Origin of the sequence: Corynebacterium sp. ACRQP, assembly GCF_022345915.1 — a bacterium.
Lineage (GTDB): Bacteria > Actinomycetota > Actinomycetes > Mycobacteriales > Mycobacteriaceae > Corynebacterium > Corynebacterium lehmanniae.
In genome coordinates this window covers 1-17,049 of record NZ_JAKRMZ010000024.1, presented here as the reverse complement: position 1 = coordinate 17,049, position 17,049 = coordinate 1, and the positions used below count along the sequence as shown (strand labels likewise).

The 17,049-nt window shown below is 65.7% G+C and carries 18 protein-coding genes; 9 read left to right on the top strand and 9 right to left on the bottom strand.

Annotated elements, in window-relative coordinates; all coding sequences use genetic code 11:
- The first annotated feature begins 66 nt into the window (after positions 1-66).
- Genes MHY23_RS09695 through MHY23_RS09680 form a run of 4 tightly spaced genes read left to right on the top strand, consistent with a single transcriptional unit; the run spans position 67 to position 3,198 of the window.
- Positions 67-630, top strand: a complete 564-nt coding sequence (locus MHY23_RS09695) for an RNA polymerase sigma factor (RefSeq protein ID WP_181889395.1) — start codon at positions 67-69, stop codon at positions 628-630.
- Between the two features lie 11 nt (positions 631-641).
- Positions 642-1,643 (top strand): thioredoxin-disulfide reductase, encoded by a 1,002-nt coding sequence (gene trxB, locus MHY23_RS09690; RefSeq protein WP_239307372.1) that lies wholly within the window; start codon positions 642-644, stop codon positions 1,641-1,643.
- 9 nt (positions 1,644-1,652) lie between these two features.
- Positions 1,653-1,976: a thioredoxin gene (gene trxA, locus MHY23_RS09685; protein ID WP_239307371.1), complete on the top strand. Its 324-nt coding sequence runs from the start codon at positions 1,653-1,655 to the stop codon at positions 1,974-1,976.
- A 43-nt stretch (positions 1,977-2,019) separates the two neighbouring features.
- Complete coding sequence (locus MHY23_RS09680; RefSeq protein ID WP_239307370.1) at positions 2,020-3,198, top strand: N-acetylmuramoyl-L-alanine amidase; 1,179 nt, start codon at positions 2,020-2,022, stop codon at positions 3,196-3,198.
- Here the strand turns inward: MHY23_RS09680 and MHY23_RS09675 are convergent, their stop codons facing one another.
- From MHY23_RS09675 to rpmH, 7 genes are all read right to left on the bottom strand, one after another.
- On the bottom strand, positions 3,199-4,239 hold the full coding sequence (locus MHY23_RS09675) for a ParB/RepB/Spo0J family partition protein (RefSeq protein ID WP_239307369.1): 1,041 nt from the start codon (positions 4,237-4,239) through the stop codon (positions 3,199-3,201).
- Between the two features lie 3 nt (positions 4,240-4,242).
- Entirely contained in the window at positions 4,243-5,178 is a 936-nt protein-coding gene (locus tag MHY23_RS09670) for a ParA family protein (protein WP_239307368.1), read from the bottom strand.
- Positions 5,179-5,811 (bottom strand): 16S rRNA (guanine(527)-N(7))-methyltransferase RsmG, encoded by a 633-nt coding sequence (gene rsmG, locus MHY23_RS09665; RefSeq protein ID WP_239307367.1) that lies wholly within the window; start codon positions 5,809-5,811, stop codon positions 5,179-5,181. It lies immediately after the preceding gene.
- A gap of 82 nt (positions 5,812-5,893) precedes the next feature.
- A complete protein-coding gene (gene yidC, locus MHY23_RS09660; RefSeq protein WP_239307366.1) occupies positions 5,894-6,859 on the bottom strand; it encodes a membrane protein insertase YidC in 966 nt (321 codons plus the stop codon).
- 9 nt (positions 6,860-6,868) lie between these two features.
- The gene (gene yidD / locus MHY23_RS09655; protein ID WP_239307365.1) at positions 6,869-7,156 is read right to left on the bottom strand and encodes a membrane protein insertion efficiency factor YidD; all 288 of its coding nucleotides are present in this window, start codon (positions 7,154-7,156) and stop codon (positions 6,869-6,871) included.
- Positions 7,156-7,512: a ribonuclease P protein component gene (rnpA, locus tag MHY23_RS09650; protein WP_239307364.1), complete on the bottom strand. Its 357-nt coding sequence runs from the start codon at positions 7,510-7,512 to the stop codon at positions 7,156-7,158. Before rnpA ends, yidD begins: the two co-directional genes overlap by 1 nt.
- Positions 7,513-7,525: 13 nt before the next feature.
- On the bottom strand, positions 7,526-7,663 hold the full coding sequence (gene rpmH, locus MHY23_RS09645) for a 50S ribosomal protein L34 (protein WP_034996682.1): 138 nt from the start codon (positions 7,661-7,663) through the stop codon (positions 7,526-7,528).
- Positions 7,664-8,430: 767 nt separating this feature from the next.
- Between rpmH and dnaA the strand changes: the two genes are divergently transcribed.
- The 5 genes from dnaA (at position 8,431) to gyrB (ending at position 15,801) form a co-directional block, all read left to right on the top strand.
- Complete coding sequence (gene dnaA / locus MHY23_RS09640) at positions 8,431-9,993, top strand: chromosomal replication initiator protein DnaA (RefSeq protein WP_239307363.1); 1,563 nt, start codon at positions 8,431-8,433, stop codon at positions 9,991-9,993.
- Between the two features lie 612 nt (positions 9,994-10,605).
- Positions 10,606-11,790, top strand: coding sequence for a DNA polymerase III subunit beta (gene dnaN, locus MHY23_RS09635; RefSeq protein ID WP_239307362.1), 1,185 nt, complete (start codon positions 10,606-10,608; stop codon positions 11,788-11,790).
- A 3-nt stretch (positions 11,791-11,793) separates the two neighbouring features.
- A complete protein-coding gene (recF, locus tag MHY23_RS09630) occupies positions 11,794-12,975 on the top strand; it encodes a DNA replication/repair protein RecF (RefSeq protein ID WP_239307361.1) in 1,182 nt (393 codons plus the stop codon).
- Positions 12,959-13,555 carry a DciA family protein gene (locus tag MHY23_RS09625; protein ID WP_239307360.1) on the top strand — a complete coding sequence of 199 codons (597 nt, stop codon included), beginning with the start codon at positions 12,959-12,961 and terminating at the stop codon, positions 13,553-13,555. The genes recF and MHY23_RS09625 overlap by 17 nt, the downstream gene beginning before the upstream one ends.
- A gap of 146 nt (positions 13,556-13,701) precedes the next feature.
- Positions 13,702-15,801, top strand: coding sequence for a DNA topoisomerase (ATP-hydrolyzing) subunit B (gene gyrB / locus MHY23_RS09620; protein ID WP_239307359.1), 2,100 nt, complete (start codon positions 13,702-13,704; stop codon positions 15,799-15,801).
- Between the two features lie 63 nt (positions 15,802-15,864).
- Here the strand turns inward: gyrB and MHY23_RS09615 are convergent, their stop codons facing one another.
- Both MHY23_RS09615 and MHY23_RS09610 read right to left on the bottom strand, forming a co-directional pair.
- Positions 15,865-16,299 (bottom strand): hypothetical protein, encoded by a 435-nt coding sequence (locus tag MHY23_RS09615; RefSeq protein ID WP_239307358.1) that lies wholly within the window; start codon positions 16,297-16,299, stop codon positions 15,865-15,867.
- 159 nt (positions 16,300-16,458) lie between these two features.
- A complete protein-coding gene (locus MHY23_RS09610; RefSeq protein WP_181889412.1) occupies positions 16,459-16,875 on the bottom strand; it encodes a hypothetical protein in 417 nt (138 codons plus the stop codon).
- Between the last annotated feature and the right edge of the window lie 174 nt (positions 16,876-17,049).

Below are 17,049 nucleotides of genomic sequence, written 5' to 3'. Positions count from 1 at the left end.
GCACCCCGGCCCTAGCCAGGGGGACTAGGGCCGGGGCATAGTGGGGGCAACTGATTTGGGGGGACCATGGACTACATCAACGACCGGCAGCTGGTGGCGAACTACCTGGGAGGGGACCGGCAAGCCTTCACGCTCATCGTGCGGCGGCACCGCAAACGCATGTACTTCGCCGCCCGCAACTTCGCGCGCAACGAGCAGGACGCGCAGGACATTGTCCAGGACGCCCTGTTCAAGGCAGCGCGCAGCCTGCACACCTACCGCGGGGAGGCGAAGCTGTCCACGTGGCTGCACCGCATGACCATCAACGCGGCGATAGACCACCAGCGCAAGGACGGCCGCGCCGGCGCCCAGTACAGCCTGGACGACAACGACCACGTGGACATCGACGCGAATAAGTACCTCGCCTACAACCCCATGGAGAACATGGAGCGCACCATGGCCATGCGCCAGGCCCTGGCCGTGCTGCCGCAGGCGCAGCGCAAGGCCCTGTGGCTCATCGACGTCGCGGGCATGAGCGTCGGCGACGCCGCGGCCGAACTCGGGGTGCAACCCGGCACCGTGAAGTCGCGCCGCTACCGGGCGCGCGAGGCCGTCGCCGCGGCGATAGGGGAGGCGGCGCCGGCGCGCTAAGATCTGCAACCATGACTTCCCCCGGCTTCAACTTTGTCACCCCGCAGACCGATGCGGCACCCGCGCCCGCAGCCGCTACCACCAGCACCGACGAGGTGCACGACCTGATCATCGTCGGCTCCGGCCCCTCCGGCTACACCGCCGCCCTCTACGCCGCCCGCGCGGAGCTGAAGCCGCTCGTGTTCGAGGGCTACGAGTACGGCGGCGAGCTAATGAACACCACCGAGGTGGAGAACTTCCCCGGCTTCGAAGACGGCATCATGGGCCCGGACCTCATGGCCAACATGCGCGCCCAGGCGGAAAAGTTCGGCGCGGACCTGCGCCAGGAGATGGTGGAGTCCGTGGACTTTTCCGGCGACATCAAAAAGGTCGTGGTGGACGGCGAGGTCTTCCAGGCCCGCGCCGTCATCCTCGCCACCGGCGCCGCCCCGCGCCACCTGGGCATCCCGGGGGAGGAGGAGCTGACCGGCCGCGGCGTATCCACCTGCGCCACCTGTGACGGCTTCTTCTTCAAGGACCAGCACATCGCCGTGGTCGGCGGCGGCGACTCCGCCATGGAGGAGGCCACCTTCCTGACCAAGTTCGGCTCCAAGGTCACCCTGATCCACCGCTCGGAGAACTTCCGCGCCTCCAAGATCATGCTCGAGCGCGCCCGCGAAAACGACAAGATCGAGTTCCTCACCGACACCGTGGTGGACTCCGTGGTGGAGGCGGACGGCAAGGTCGGCGGGCTGAATATCCGCAACACCGTCACCGGCGAGGAAAGCGTGCTGGACGCCACCGCACTGTTCGTCGCCATCGGCCACGACCCGCGCTCCGCGTTCCTGGACGGCCAGGTCGCCGTTGACGATGGGGGTTACGTTGAGGTGGCGGAGCCGTCGACAAGCACGAGCGTTGAAGGCGTGTTCGCGTGCGGGGACCTGGTGGACAAAACCTACCGCCAGGCCATCACCGCCGCCGGCGCTGGCTGCCGCGCCGCGCTGGACGCACAGCACTACCTGGCGGCGCTGTAGACTGTCCGCATGAACGCACCAGTTGATGTGACCCAAGCAACCTTCAAAAACGAGGTCATCGAGGCGAACACCCCGGTGCTCGTGGACTTCTGGGCGGAGTGGTGCGGGCCGTGCCGCAAGCTCTCCCCGCTGCTCGACGAGATCGCCCAGGAGATGGACGGCCAAGTCAAGGTAGCCAAGGTCAACGTGGACAACGAGCGCGCGCTCGGCGCCATGTTCCAGGTCATGTCCATCCCCGCCGTCATGCTGTTCAAGGACGGCAAGAAGGTCGACGAGTTCGTGGGCGTGCGCCCGAAATCCGAGATCGTTTCCAAGATTCAGGCGCAGCTCTAGCGGCGCGTAGACTGACCCTGTCCATCCAACTAGAAAGGCCCGCATGCAAGACATTTTGCGCGTTGGCGACTCCAGCACACGGGTCGCCGAGGTCCGGATGTCCTTAGCCCGCCTGGGCCTGATAGACGGCTACGAGGGCGACATCGACTCCACCCGGCGCTTCTCCGAGAGCGAGATGCTTTACGACGACATCCTGTGCGAAGCCGTCAAAGCCTTCCAACAATCCCGCGGCATCGTGCCCACCGGGACCATCGACTCGGCGACGCTGCGCGAGCTGCGCGAGGCGTCCTACACCCTCGGCGCGCGCGTGCTGAGCTACCAGCCCGGCCAGGAAATGGTCGGCGACGACGTCGGGCAGCTGCAGTCCCAACTCCACGAGCTGGGCTTTTATCCGCACCGGGTGGACGGGCGTTTCGGGCCCCGCACCTACGAGTCGCTGATGAACTACCAGCTCAACTCCGGGCTGGAAGACGACGGCGTGTGCGGCCCCGACACCCTGCACGCCCTGTCGCTTCTGGGCCGGCGCATCACCGGCGGATCCGCGCAGGCCATCCGCGAGCGCGAAACCGTGCGCCAGGCCGGCCCGAACCTGACCGGCAAGCGCGTGGTCATCGACCCGGACTTGGGCGGCGCCGACCGCGGCCTGGTCGTCGACGGCCCATACGGCCCCATCACGGAGGAGGAGATCCTCTGGGATTTGGCCCAGCGCATCGAGGGCCGCATGGTCGCCGCCGGCATGGAAACCATCCTGTCGCGACCCCGCGGCGACAACCCCTCCAACAAGCAGCGCGCCGACTTGGCCAACGGCTTCAAGGCGGACCTGCTCATTTCCCTGCGCCTGGACTCCTACCAGAACGAGAAGGCCAACGGCGTGGCCACCTTCTACTTCGGCTCCGAGAAGGGCAGCTCCTCGCTGACCGGGGAGACGCTATCCGGCTACATCCAGCGCGAGGTCGCCGCCCGCACCCAGCTGCAGAACTGCCGCAACCACGCCCGCACCTGGGAGATGCTGCGCATGACCCGGATGCCGTCGGTGGAGCTGGTGGCCGGCTACCTGACCAACCCGGGGGACCTAGCCGTGCTCACCGACCCCAACGAGCGCGACGCCATCGCCGAAGCGGTCGTGGTGGCGGTGAAGCGTCTCTACCTGCTCGACCACGACAACCGGCCCACCGGCACATACTCCTTCAAGGAGCTGCTGCGGGAGGAAAAGCACGCCTAGCTAGTCGGTGCCCTGGATGAGCCCCATGATGCGCTCGAAGTCGTCCTTGTCGCCGAATTCGACCACGATCTTGCCCTTGCGCTTGCCCATGGTCACCGACACCTTGGTGTCCCAGATGTCCGCCAGCGAATCGGCGGCGCGGGTGAGGTACTCCGGCTGCGGGGCGGGCTGGCGCTTCGGCTTGTCCGGCACCTTGCCGTTTGAATTGATCAGGGACACGGCCTCTTCCGTCGCGCGGACGGAAAGGCCCTCGGCGACGATGCGGTCGGCGAGTTGGGCTTGGGCGTCGGCGGTGCCGTCGCCAAGCTTGATGCCCAACAGCGCACGGGCGTGACCTGCGGAAAGCACGCCGGCGGCGACGCGGCGCTGCACGCCCACGGGCAGGTTGAGCAGGCGGATCGCGTTGGTGATCACAGGACGCGAGCGGCCCAGGCGGTCGGCGAGCTGCTCCTGGGTCACGCCGAACTCGTCGAGGAGCTGCTGGTAGGCGGCCGCCTCTTCAAGCGGGTTGAGCTGCACGCGGTGGATGTTCTCCAAAAGGGCGTCGCGCAGCATGTCCTCGTCGGAGGTCTCGCGCACGATGGCCGGGATGTGCTTCAGGCCGGCCTTCGAGGAGGCGCGCCAGCGGCGCTCGCCCATGATCAGCTCGAAGCCCTCGGGCGTGTCGCGCACGACGATGGGCTGCAGCAGGCCGAACTCGCGGATGGAGTGGACCAGCTCGGCCAGCTCGTCCTCGTCGAAGACCTGGCGCGGCTGCTTCGGGTTGGGGATGATCTGGCCGACCGGGATCTCCTGGTAGCGCGCGCCCACCGGCACTGGCTGGATCACCTTGTCGCGCTTGGCGGACACTGTCGGGGCACCCTGGACTTTCTTGGGGGCGCCCTTTGGTGCGTCGTCAGGCTTGGGTGCTTGCTTGCCAAAAATCACGTCGGAGGCGCCCCCGCCGATGCCCGGGGTCTTGCCGTTTTTGTCGATGTCCGACGGCGCCGACGGGATGAGCGCCGCCAGTCCGCGGCCGAGGCCGCCCTTGCGTTCTGCCATTGGTTACTCCTCCTCGAGCTGGTTGTAGACCTCGGGGCTCACGCCGATCGGGCCGGTGGTGGGGTGCGGCTGGTAGTCGCCGCGGGTGGCCAGCTCCTTCGCCGCGTCGAAGTAGGCCAGCGCGCCGCGGGATCCGGGGTCGTAGTCGATGACGGTTTGGCCGTAGCCGGGCGCCTCGGAGACCTTCACGGAGCGGGGGATCACGTTGTTCAGCACCACTTGGCCGAACTGGCCGCGCACCTCGTCGGCAACGTCGGCGGCGAGGCGGGTGCGGGCGTCGTACATGGTCAGCACGATCGCGGAGATATGCAGGTTGTTGTTCAGGTGCTCGCGGATCATGCCGATGTTGCCCAGCAGCTGGCCCACGCCCTCGAGCGCGTAGTACTCGCACTGGATGGGGATGAGCACCTCGTCCACCGCGGTCATCGCGTTGATGGTCAAAAGCCCGAGCGACGGCGGGCAGTCGATGAACACGTAGTCGAAACCGTGCTCGTCCAAAAAGCCGCGGCGGATCTGGTCGTGCAGGCGGTACTCGCGCCGCACCATGGACACCAGCTCGATCTCCGCGCCGGCCAGGTCAATGGTGGCGGGGATGCAGAACAGGTTCGGGTTGTCCGGGTGCGGCTGCACGGCGTCGGAGGCCTCGGCCTCACCGATGAGCAGCTCGTAGCTCGACGTGGTGCCGGAGGTATGCTCCGCACCCAGCGCGGTCGACGCGTTGCCCTGCGGGTCCAGATCGATCACCAGCACCTTCAGGCCCTGCTTGCTCAGCCCGGCCGCCAGGTTCACGCTGGTGGTGGTCTTGCCCACGCCGCCCTTCTGGTTGGCCACGGTGATCACGCGCGGCTGGTCCGGCTTCGGGAGCGTTTCGCTTCTCGACGTCACCCGCGCCGCGCGCATCGCCGCCTCCATCACAGGAGTCTCGTCGTAGTTTTCCATCTACGCCCCCTTCTTTCTGCGCTGGATACGGATCAACGTGGTGGGCTGGTCCAGCACGGACTCGCCCACGGTGAAGATCTCCGCGTCGCCGCCACCGGCCTTCGCAATGGCCTTGGCGTCGCGCTCGAGTTCCTCCGCCACGGATTCGCCCTTCATCGCAATCATGTGCCCGCCGCCCTGCAGCAGCGGAATGGACCACCCGGCGAGCTTACCCAGCGGGGCGACGGCGCGGGAGGTGACGGCGTCGAACTCTGCCTTGGGCTGCTCCTCGGCGCGCCCGCGCACCACGGTCACGTTGTCCAGGCCCAGTTCGGAAACGACCTCGCCCAGGTAGGTGGAGCGCTTCAGCAGCGGCTCAATCAGCGTGATGGAAAGGTCCGGCCGCGCGATCGCCAGCGGGATGCCGGGAAGGCCCGCGCCGGAGCCGATGTCCGCCACCTTTAACTCGGGCTCGAACGCCTCCGCGATCACGGCGCAGTTGAGGATGTGGCGCTCCCACAGGCGGTCCACCTCTTTGGGCCCGATGAAGCCGCGCTCGGCGGCCGTGGTGGCCAAAGAGCGGTGGTAGGCCTCGGCCAATCCGAGGCGTTCTCCGAAAACTTGGGCTGCGGCTGCAGGGGAGGTATCCGACATGCACAACACTGTAGTCGGCCCGCCGACATGAAAAAGTCCCGGCCGAAAACGGGCCGGGACTTGCTCGTCGATAAGCAGAAAGCTACTTACCTTGCTTCCGCTGCTTCTTGGTGCGGCGGTCCTTGGTGCGCGCGCCCGGGGCGGGGGCGGTGGTGCGCTTGAGCTCCACCTTGCGCGCCTCCTCGGCGGCCTCTTCTTTGTCCATCTTGTTGTTCAGCCACATGGTCTGGAAGAACGTCCACAGGTTGTTGGTGAGCATGTAGAACAGCAGGCCGATGTGCCAGATCACGCCGGTGGCAAGAATCATGACGGGGAAGAACCACATCATCATCTTGTTCATCAGGCCCATCTGGGACTGCATCATCTCGGCCATCTCTCCCTGCGGCTTCGGGCCCTTGCCGGCGGCCTTGCGGGCCTCCTGGCGCTTGACCATGATGCGGGCGTTGAGGTGCGTGAACGCCGCACACAGCAGAACCAGCGGCAGGCACACGGCGATGATCTGCGCGCGGGTCAGATCCGCGTTACCGAACGCCGCGAAGGCCTCCTGCGGCATGGACATGTATGCGGACAGCGGCACGCCGAAAAAGTCCGCGTCCAGGAAGGACTGCACGTCTTCCGCCGGGAAGGCGTAGTTCGCGGTGGAGCGGTTCTCCTCCACGGACATACCCAGCTCACTGGTGCGGTTGAAGGAGCGCAGCACGTGCAACAGGCCGATGAAGATGGGCAGCTGCACGATCGGCACGATGCAAGACGACAGCGGGTTGGTGCCGTTTTCGCGGTAAAGCTTCTGCGTCTCTTCGGCGATCTTCTGCTGGTCGCCCTTGTACTTCTCGCGGATTTCCTGCATCCGCGGCTGCATCTCCTGCATTTTGCGCGTGGAGCGCATCTGGTTAACCATCGGCTTGAGCAGCAGCAGGCGCACCGTGCAGGTGAGCAGGACGATGGCCAAGATCCAGGAGATGCCCGAATCCTTGGGGATGACAAAGCCGAGAACCTCGTGCCAGAACCTCAGCACCCAGGAAATCGGCCAATAGATGAAATTCAGCACGTTTCGGTGTTACTCCTCACTCATTTCAATGCTGCCCGGCACTGGGTCGTAGCCGCCGGGGTGCCAGGGCCCGCATTTGCACAGCCTGGCCGCGGCCATTGCGCCGCCGCGCACCGCTCCGTGGCGTGACACGGCCTCGAGCGCATACGCACTGCATACTGGCATAAAACGGCACGTCCCGCCCATCTTAAGGGCTGAGATGTACTTTTGGTAACCGCGAATCAGCCCCACCAGCAGTTTCGCCGCGGGCCCCTTCGCGGCGGGGATTTCGCCGCCGGCGAAGTTGAAGTAGGCCATTAGCGCTTCTTCTGCGCTTTGTCCAGGGCCTTTTCCAAATCGCGCGCGAGCTCGTCGCTCGTTGCGGCTGCGGCGGGCGGCAAGGCGCGGATCACCACGTCGAAGGAGCGCTCAAGCTTATCGACGAGCTCCCGCTCCACCACCACATGCCGCAACTTCCGCGACACGGCGTGGCGCGTGACGGCGTTGCCCACCTGCTTCGACACCACCAGCCCGAAGCGCGGCCCGCCCTGGATAACCGGTTCGCTGCGCTGGTGCAGATGCACCATTAACGTGCGAGACCCCGCGCGCACACCCTTCCTCATCGCAGTTTTGAAGTCTGCGGAGGAAGAAAGTTTGTGCGGGCGGGGTAACACGCGCGGGTTGAAACTATGCCGTCAGCTTTGCGCGGCCCTTCTTGCGGCGCGCGGAAACGATGGCGCGGCCGGCGCGGGTCTGCATGCGGGCACGGAAGCCGTGCTTGCGTGCGCGACGACGGTTGTTCGGCTGGAAAGTCCGCTTAGACACGGTGGACTCCTTGTGCGGTCATGAACAGCCGACGGCTCGTCAAAGCCTCCCGGGGAAGTGGCCGTTCCAAATGTGAAACGTTGCGTTGAGATTGCGGTTCGGCTCCGAAGTTGGAGCGCAGTTCGCGTGCAGCGCCTTCGCCAGCTCGCCTTGGTCAAGCGGCCCGGTGCCCGGCGGGGGCGGTGCTCTCAGATGTACGCCGGTACAACCGACGTAAAGACGGGGTTAAGACTACGCGAATTTGTGCGCCCCGGCCAAATCAACACGCACACTTTTTCCTGGGGCGATCGGGTACCCCCGTAATTACAACGGTGTGTTTTTTCGCAGGTGGGGCGGGAAATCCTCCCCGCACCCTGCGAGAGAGCTGACAGTATGTGGACAGCTGTTCGACGCGCCGAGTTATCCACAGAAACCGGCCCTGGCGAAGTTTCGACAGCCCAAGGTCGGAGCGGGTAACAATAAAGCAATCACCACAATCGCACAGCCCGGGGATGCACAGGGCTGTGGATAACTGTGAAGTACCGGTTGAGACTTTCGCCCAAAACGTGTTGTCTGCGCAGGTCAAGGCGGTGCAAATCTTCACACTCAGTTATCCACAGGCCGCGCGGACCTTGTGGACAACCCTCGCTGCTAAAGTATCCACACCTGTGGATAACACTGTGGAACAGCAGGTGGCAGCGCGCCGAGCGGGCGAGCGAAGTTGTGGATTGCACAGTGAAATCCGGTGAATTACACCGAATGTAGACAGGAACAGACTGGAGACGACGTTGGCGGACCAACACCTCGAGGACCTGTGGCGCGGCGTCGTCGACGAACTGCTGCGCCTCTCGGAGCAGGCCACCTCGTCCGTACCCACGCTGACCCCCCAGCAGCGCGCATACCTGAGACTGATGAAGCCGGTCGTGCTTGTCGACGGCTACGCCTTACTCTCCGCACCCCACCAAGCCGCCAAAAATGTCATTGAGGAGTCCCTGTCTCCCCACATCACGGCACTGTTGTCCTCCCACACCGGCCAGCCCTACGCCCTGGCCGTCTCCGTCGCCGCACCTGAACCGGAGCCGGAGCCCGAACCTGTTCAGCAGCCGGCGCCGACGCCGGAACCCAGCTGGCAGCCCACCCAATCCCACGTTGAAGCGCCGGCGGCGGGGGAGCAGATCCCCATGGGCCTGGACGAATTGGCGCAGATGCATGCTGCACAGGTGGCGGGGCGTCGTCGAGAAGCAAATGCGCACCCCACCGTGGACCGCCGCATCCCCCGCGAGAAACCCGCGCACGACCCCGACCGCGAAGCCAGCCTGAACCCGAAGTACACCTTTGAAAACTTCGTCATCGGCTCGTCCAACCGCTTCGCCAACGGCGCCGCCGTCGCCGTCGCCGAAAACCCCGCCAAGGCCTACAACCCCCTGTTCATCTGGGGCGGCTCCGGCCTGGGCAAAACCCACCTCCTGCACGCCGCCGGCAACTACGCGCGCGTGCTGCAGCCGGGACTGCGCATCAAATACGTCTCCTCCGAGGAATTCACCAACGACTACATCAACTCCGTGCGCGACGACCGCCAAGAATCGTTCAAGCGGCGCTACCGCAACCTGGACATCCTGATGGTCGACGACATCCAATTCCTCGAAGGCAAAGAAGGCACCCAGGAAGAATTCTTCCACACCTTCAACGCCCTGCACCAGGCAAACAAGCAGATCATCCTGTCTTCCGACCGGCCACCCAAGCAGCTGACCACGCTCGAAGACCGTCTGCGCACGCGCTTCGAAGGCGGGCTGATCACCGACGTGCAGCCGCCGGACCTGGAAACCCGCATCGCCATCCTGATGAAGAAGGCGGCAGCCGACGGCACCCAGGTCGACCACTCCGTGCTGGAGCTCATTGCCTCCCAGTTCGAATCCTCCATCCGCGAGCTCGAGGGCGCGCTGATCCGCGTGTCGGCCTACTCGTCCCTGATCAACGAGCCGATCACCATGGAAGTCGCCCAGGTCGCACTGCGCGACATCCTTCCCGACGAAGGCGACGTCAACATCACCGCCGACGCCATCAAGGACGCCGCCGCGGAGTACTTCCAGGTCTCCCTGGACCAGCTCGTCGGCGCCGGAAAGACCAGGCAGGTCGCCCACGCGCGCCAGATTGCCATGTACCTCTGCCGCGAACTGACCGAACTGTCCCTGCCCAAAATCGGCGACGAGTTCGGCGGCAAGGACCACACCACCGTCATGTACGCGGACCGCAAGATCCGCAAGGAGATGACGGAAAACCGCGGCACCTACGACGAGATCCAGGAGCTCACGCAGGTGATCAAGAACCGCGCCCGCACCCGCACGCGGTAGTTCGTGCTTTAGGCGGCGGACCCGCTCCCATTTCCACAGACCCTGGGACCCAAAGCCTGGGATCGTGCGATTTTCGCGCATTCCCAGGCTTTGGGTCCCAGGGTCTGTCGTTGTGCTGCCTGGTGAGGGGCACCGATAAACCACTTCCGTACCACTCTCCACAGCCCTATCCACACCTGTGTAATTACAGCGATGTGGTTTAGCCAAGTGCGTCACAATGTAACCGGAGTCACACATGCGAAAGCTGGGGACAGTGTGTGCATAACTGGTGGAAGAACGCGGTTCCGTTTGTGTAATTTCAAAGGGTCGGAAAATCTATCCACAGGGCGACGCACTTATCCACAAGTTATCCACAACCCAAATCACACGCGCGACACGCCGTGCGACCGGCGCAAAAACACTCCGATCCACAGTTTCCCCAACACCTACTGTTGTTCCCCTCTTTACTTCTTGTAATTCAATCTGGAGAAAGAGAGGGTGTGCAATCTCGGCGGCGATCCGGGAGGTGATGCGTCGATAGGCAGAGTGCGCGCGGGTGAATCACAAATGTAGAGTGGTGTCCGATCTGGCTCTGCCCGAAATGCCAAGAATGCCTAAGGAGACTGCGCTGTCATGGACAACAATGTGTCGTTTCGCGTCCATAAGGATGAGCTCGCGGACGCCGCGGCGTGGGTCGCGCGCAGCCTGCCCACCAAGTCGACGCAGCCGGTGCTGCGCGCGGTTGTGATTACGGCCGACGACAACGGCCTGGAGTTCGCGGGCTTCGACTACGAGGTCTCCACCCGCGTGCGCATCGGCGCCGAGGTGAACGAGCCGGGCCGCGTCGCGGTGGCCGGCAAGCTACTCGCGGACATCGTGGGCACCATGCCGAACGACGCCATCGAGGTCTCCACCGACTCCAAGGTGATGACGCTGAAGGCGCGTTCCTCCCGCTTCGAACTGCCGCTGATCGCGCTGGACGATTACCCGCAGCTGCCGCACCTGCCCGAGGTCACTGGCCGCATTTCCCCGGCGGCGCTCACAGGTGCGGTGACCCAGGTGGCTTCCGCCGCCGGCCGCGACGACACGCTGCCGATGCTCACCGGCATCCACGTGGAGATCGACGGCGAGAATGTCACCCTCACCGCCACGGACCGCTTCCGCCTCGCGCAGCGCCACCTGACCTGGGATCCGACCAGCCCGGACGTGAAGGCCGACCTGCTCGTCCCGGCGAAGACGCTGCTGGACAACGCGCGCACGCTGGACACGTCCATCGACGACCCGGTGGAGCTCGCCGCGGGCGCGGCCGACAACATCGGCGGCGACGGCCTGTTCGGCCTGCACACCGGCAACCGCGAGACCACCACCCGCATGCTGGATGCGGATTTCCCGAACGTCGCGCCGCTGCTGCCGAAGACGCACACGGCGATCGCGTCGGTGGAGGTCGCGCCGCTTTTGGAGTCCATCCGCCGCGTGAGCCTGGTCGCGGACCGCAACGCGCAGCTGCGCATGCACTTCAAGGAGGGCGAGCTGACGCTGTTCTCCTCCGGCGCGGATTCGGGCGCGGCCCAGGAGACGCTGCAGGCCGCGTTCACGGGCGTGGACGAGCTGCTTATCGCGTTCAACGCGGGCTATCTTCGCGACGGCCTGTCGGTCATCGGCACCGACCGCGTCGTGTTCGGCTTCACGGAGGCCTCCCGCCCGGCGATCATGATCCCGCAGCCGGAGGAGCTGCCGGAGCGCGGCGAGGACGGCACGTTCCCGACCCCGGACACGCACTTCACTTACCTGCTCATGCCGGTTCGCCTGCCGGGCTAGCCCATGCACGTCCGCGAGCTCGATCTGCGTGATTTCCGCTCGTGGCCCGAGCTGAATCTCAAGCTTGAGCCGGGCGTGACCGTTTTCGCGGGCCGCAACGGCCACGGCAAAACCAACATCGTGGAGGCGGTCCACTATTCGTCGAAGCTGTCGAGCCATCGCGTATCGACGGATGCTCCGCTGATCCACGCCGGCGCCGAAAACGCACGCGTGTCCGCCACCACCGTCAACGACGGCCGGGCGCTGACCACGCACCTGCTGATCAAGGCGCACGGCGCGAACCAGGCCCAGATCAACCGCACCCGGCTCAAGTCCGCCCGCGAGCTGCTGGGCGTGCTGCGCGTAGTGATGTTCTCGCCGGAGGATCTGCGTCTGATCACGGGCGAGCCGGCGGAGCGCCGGAAGTTCCTGGACGACCTCGCGGCACTCAGAACACCCCGCCTCGGCGGCGCCCGCGCGGATTACGAGAAGGTGCTACGGCAGCGAAACGCGCTGCTGAAGAGCTCGAACATGGCGTTGCGCCGCGGCTACCAGGACGAGGACGGCGCCAGCGCGCTGAGCACGCTGGACGTTTGGGACGGCCAGCTCGCGGCGCTCGGCGCGCAGGTGGTGGCGGGAAGGCTCAGCCTCGTCGACGAGCTGGCCGAGCGCATCACCGAGGCGTACCAGTCCGTCGCCCCTGAGTCTCGCCCTGCGTCGGTGGAGTACAGCTCCACGCTGGACCGGGCGGTCACCGAGCTCAACGGCGGGCCGACAAGAGACCCGGCGGTGTTCGAGGCCGCCATGCTCGCTGAGCTGGGACGTCGCCGCAAGGACGAGATCGACCGCGGCGCCACCCTCGTCGGCCCCCACCGCGACGACCTGGCGCTCAAGCTCGGCGACCAACCCGCGAAGGGCTACGCCTCCCACGGCGAAACCTGGTCCTACGCGCTGTCGCTCCACCTCGCCGAATACCAGCTTTTGGTCAGCGACGGCACCGACCCGGTGCTGATCCTCGACGACGTCTTCGCCGAGCTCGACGCCAAGCGCCGCGAGCGCCTCGTGCATGTCGCCGCCGACGCGGAGCAGGTCCTGGTCACCGCTGCGGTGGGCGACGACCTGCCCGGCAACCTCGACGACGCCGTCGCCGCGCGCTTTGCCGTGACCATGCAGGACGGGGTGAGCGCCATTGAGCGATCTGATTAAGCGCAGCTTCGACACCGTCCGCACCACCGCGCGCAAACGCGGCCGCCCCCTGCCGGACCTGTCCCGCCAGGGCACCAGCACCATCCCCAGGCGCAATAAGCCATCGCTTCACGACGGACCAAAGGCGGGCATCACGGTGCCGGGATTAGACGTGCCGGAGGATCGTCGTAAAGCAAATGTGCGGGGCATCCCCACGGGCCTGGACGGGCGCGCATTGCCGCGCAGCTACAGAGTTTCCTCCTTTTCCAACCTGCTGGGCACTGAAATCCGCAAGCGCGACTGGACCGAGAAGATGGCGCACGGCTGGGTCATGGGGCACTGGGCCGAGCTGGTGGGCGAGAAGATCGGCCAGCACACGCGCGTGGAGATGATCAAGGGCGGCGAAGTGCACGTCAGCTGCGACTCCACCGCCTGGGCCACGCAGATGAAGTACATGCAGCGCGAAGTGCTCGCGGCGATTGCGGCGAAGGTCGGTCCGGACGTGGTGACCAAGCTGCACGTGTACGGGCCGAAGACGAAGAGCTGGCGCTACGGGCCCCTGCACGTGAAGGGCCGCGGCCCGCGAGACACGTACGGGTAGGGGTGGGCGAAAAACGCGCGTGAAACGCCCTCTCGCGCGTTGGACACCTCCCCGTTATGGCCCCCTCACCGTGTAATATGGGACAGGTTCAACGGGCCTGAATTACACATTCGGCCCACATTCACGCATGGAGGAGCTTCCCGAAAGTGGCAGAGCAGCAACCCCATTACGACGCGTCATCGATCACCATCCTCGAAGGCCTCGAGGCGGTGCGCAAGCGCCCGGGCATGTACATCGGCTCGACCGGTGTGCGCGGCCTGCACCACCTGGTGTGGGAGGTCGTGGACAACTCGGTCGATGAGGCGATGGCGGGCTACGCCGACCGCGTCGACGTCACCCTGCTGGAGGACGGCGGCGTCGAGGTCGTGGACAACGGCCGCGGCATCCCGGTGGAGATGCACCCGTCCGGCGCCCCGACGGTGCAGGTGGTCATGACCCAGCTGCACGCCGGCGGCAAGTTCGACTCGGAGTCCTACGCGGTCTCCGGCGGCCTGCACGGTGTGGGTATTTCCGTGGTCAACGCGCTATCCACCCGCGTCGAGGCGGACATCAAGCGCGACGGCAAGCACTGGTACCAGAAGTTTGAGATGGCCGTGCCGGAGAAGCTGGAAGAGGGCGGCAACGCCCGCGGCACCGGCACCACCATCCGGTTCTGGCCGGACGCGGAGATCTTCGAGACCGTCGATTTCAACTACGACACCATCTCGCGCCGCCTGCAGGAGATGGCCTTCCTGAACAAGGGCCTGACCATCACGCTGACGGACCAGCGCGTCACGGACGAGGAGTTGGAGCTCGAGGCGATCGCTGAGGAGGGCGACACCGCAGCGGCTATCGACGGCGACTCGTTCGACGACACCACCGAGACCGTCGACGCGTCCGAGGTGGACCAGGACGGCGACGGCGACACGGTGGAGCCGGGCGACGAAGTCGCGCCGGACGTGAAGAAGAAGCGCGAGAAGAAGGTCACCTTCTACTACCCGGACGGCCTGGTCGACTACGTCAAGCACCTGAACAAGTCGAAGACGGCCATCCACCCGACCATCATCGGCTTCGACCAGAAGGGCGACGGCCTGGAGGCCGAGGTGGCGATGCAGTGGAACGGCTCCTTCAAGGAGTCCGTGCACACCTTCGCCAACACGATTAACACCCACGAGGGCGGCACCCACGAGGAGGGCTTCCGTGCCGCGCTGACCAGCTTGATGAACCGCTACGCGCGCGACCACAAGCTGCTCAAGGACAAGGAGCCCAACCTTACTGGCGACGACTGCCGCGAGGGCCTCGCTGCCGTCGTTTCCGTGCGCGTGGCCGACCCGCAGTTCGAGGGCCAGACCAAGACCAAGCTGGGCAACACCGAGGTCAAGGGCTTTGTCCAGCGCGCGGTAAACGAGAACATCTCCGACTGGTTCGACGCCAATCCGGCCGAGGCCAAGGTGATCGTGAACAAGGCGGTGTCTTCCTCCCAGGCCCGCCAGGCGGCCCGCAAGGCCCGCGACCTGGTGCGCCGCAAGTCCGCCACCGACCTGGGCGGCCTGCCCGGCAAGCTCGCGGACTGCCGTTCCAAGGACCCGACAAAATCCGAGCTGTTCATCGTGGAGGGCGACTCTGCGGGCGGCTCCGCCAAGGGCGGCCGCGACTCCATGCACCAGGCGATCCTTCCGCTGCGCGGCAAGATCCTGAACGTGGAGAAGGCCCGCATGGACCGCGTGCTGAAGAACGCCGAGGTCCAGGCCATCATCACCGCGCTGGGCACGGGCATTAACGACGAGTTCGACATCGCCAAGCTGCGCTACCACAAGATCGTGCTCATGGCCGATGCGGATGTGGACGGCCAGCACATTGCCACCCTGCTCTTGACCCTGCTGTTCCGCTTCATGCCGGAGCTGGTGGAAAACGGCCACGTCTACCTGGCTAACCCGCCGCTGTACAAGCTGAAATGGGGCAAGGGCGAGCCGGGCTACGCCTTCTCCGACCGCGAGCGCGACGCGCTGCTGGCGGAGGGCCTGGAGGCCGGCCGCAAGATCAACACCGACGACGGCATCCAGCGCTACAAGGGCCTCGGCGAGATGAACGCCAAGGAGCTGTGGGAGACCACGCTCGACCCGGAGACCCGCATTCTGCGCCGCGTGGATATCGAGGACGCCCAGCGCGCCGACGAGCTGTTCTCCATCCTCATGGGCGACGACGTTGCGGCCCGCCGCAGCTTCATCACCCGCAAGGCCAAGGACGTGCGCTTCCTGGACGTGTAAGCGCCCAAAAAATCAACGCCCCGGCGAATGGTTTCGCTGGGGCGTTGGCGACTTTAGACGTCGTTAAGCAAAACGCTCCACGATCTCGCCGAGCTGCGGCAACGACGGGCCCACGATCTTGGCGGCCTTGCCGCGCAGCGTGGAGTACACCTTCTTGATGGCGCCGGGCATGGAATCCGCCTGCTTGTCGCCAGCATCGAGCATCGCCTTGACGACGTCATCCTCACGGCCCGCCAAGAACTGGCCGAAGTCCTGCTCGCCGCTGTCCTTGTAGGCGGCCCAGTGCGGGTTCAGCTCGTCCACGATCTGCGGAAGGAACTTGTTCACGCCCTTGGAAATTGCGTCGGCGTCGGCCTTCTTGCCCGCGGCGACGGCGGACTTCAGGGCCATGCCGGTGAGGCCGGACTGGCGGGCAACGGTGTCGTCGACCAGGGAGGTGATCTCCTGGACGACCTGGGGGCGCTTGGCTGCGTCGAGCAGCTGGGAAAGATCAGTCATGCCGGCCAGTTTAACGGGAAAAACGGCCGGTGCGGGACCGGCCGTTTTCGGTTGCAGCTCTTCCACCGCAGCACCTCTCTTGCCACATTAGTCACATGGCTCTCATGGGTTCACTGCAACCACAACGGGCACAACCGTAACACAGGCTATGTGGCGGAGCTAACGCTGGGGGAGGTACTGGTCCGCGTAGGACTGCACAAACGCCGTGATCTCCTTCGCAGGAATCAGGCGGTTGCCTTCCGACGAACCCGGCACCTGCGTCAGATTAAACTGCTCCGCCAGGTTGTCCACCGCCTCGCGCGCCTGCGGCACGAAATCCACGATGAGCTGCACAGTCACCGCCGTCGCGGCCAGCGCGATCGCCAGCGAAATCGGCGCCGAACCCGTGTAGGACCCCTCCAGCGGGCGCTTCTCGGGCGCGGTCACGTCCTTGTCGTAGTCCGGGTAGTAGTTCGGCTTGGACGAACCCTTCGAACTCGTCGAGGACAGCTGCGAAATGGCGGTGTCCTGCGCAAACGCAGGGGAGGGGGCGGCGAGCAGGGCGGCGGCCGCCAGCGCCGCGACAGTTTTCTTCATGGAGAACATGTTAGGCGGTGGGGTGGGCTAGCGGGGCCAGAGTCCCATCTGTTCCAGCTGCGGCTTGGCGGCGAACGCCAGCCCGCCGATCGCGGCCAGCACACCAATCACGATGGCGATGATGCCGCCGGTGCTGGAGCCTTCGTTGGCTGGGGCCGGCGCTGGGGTTGTGGG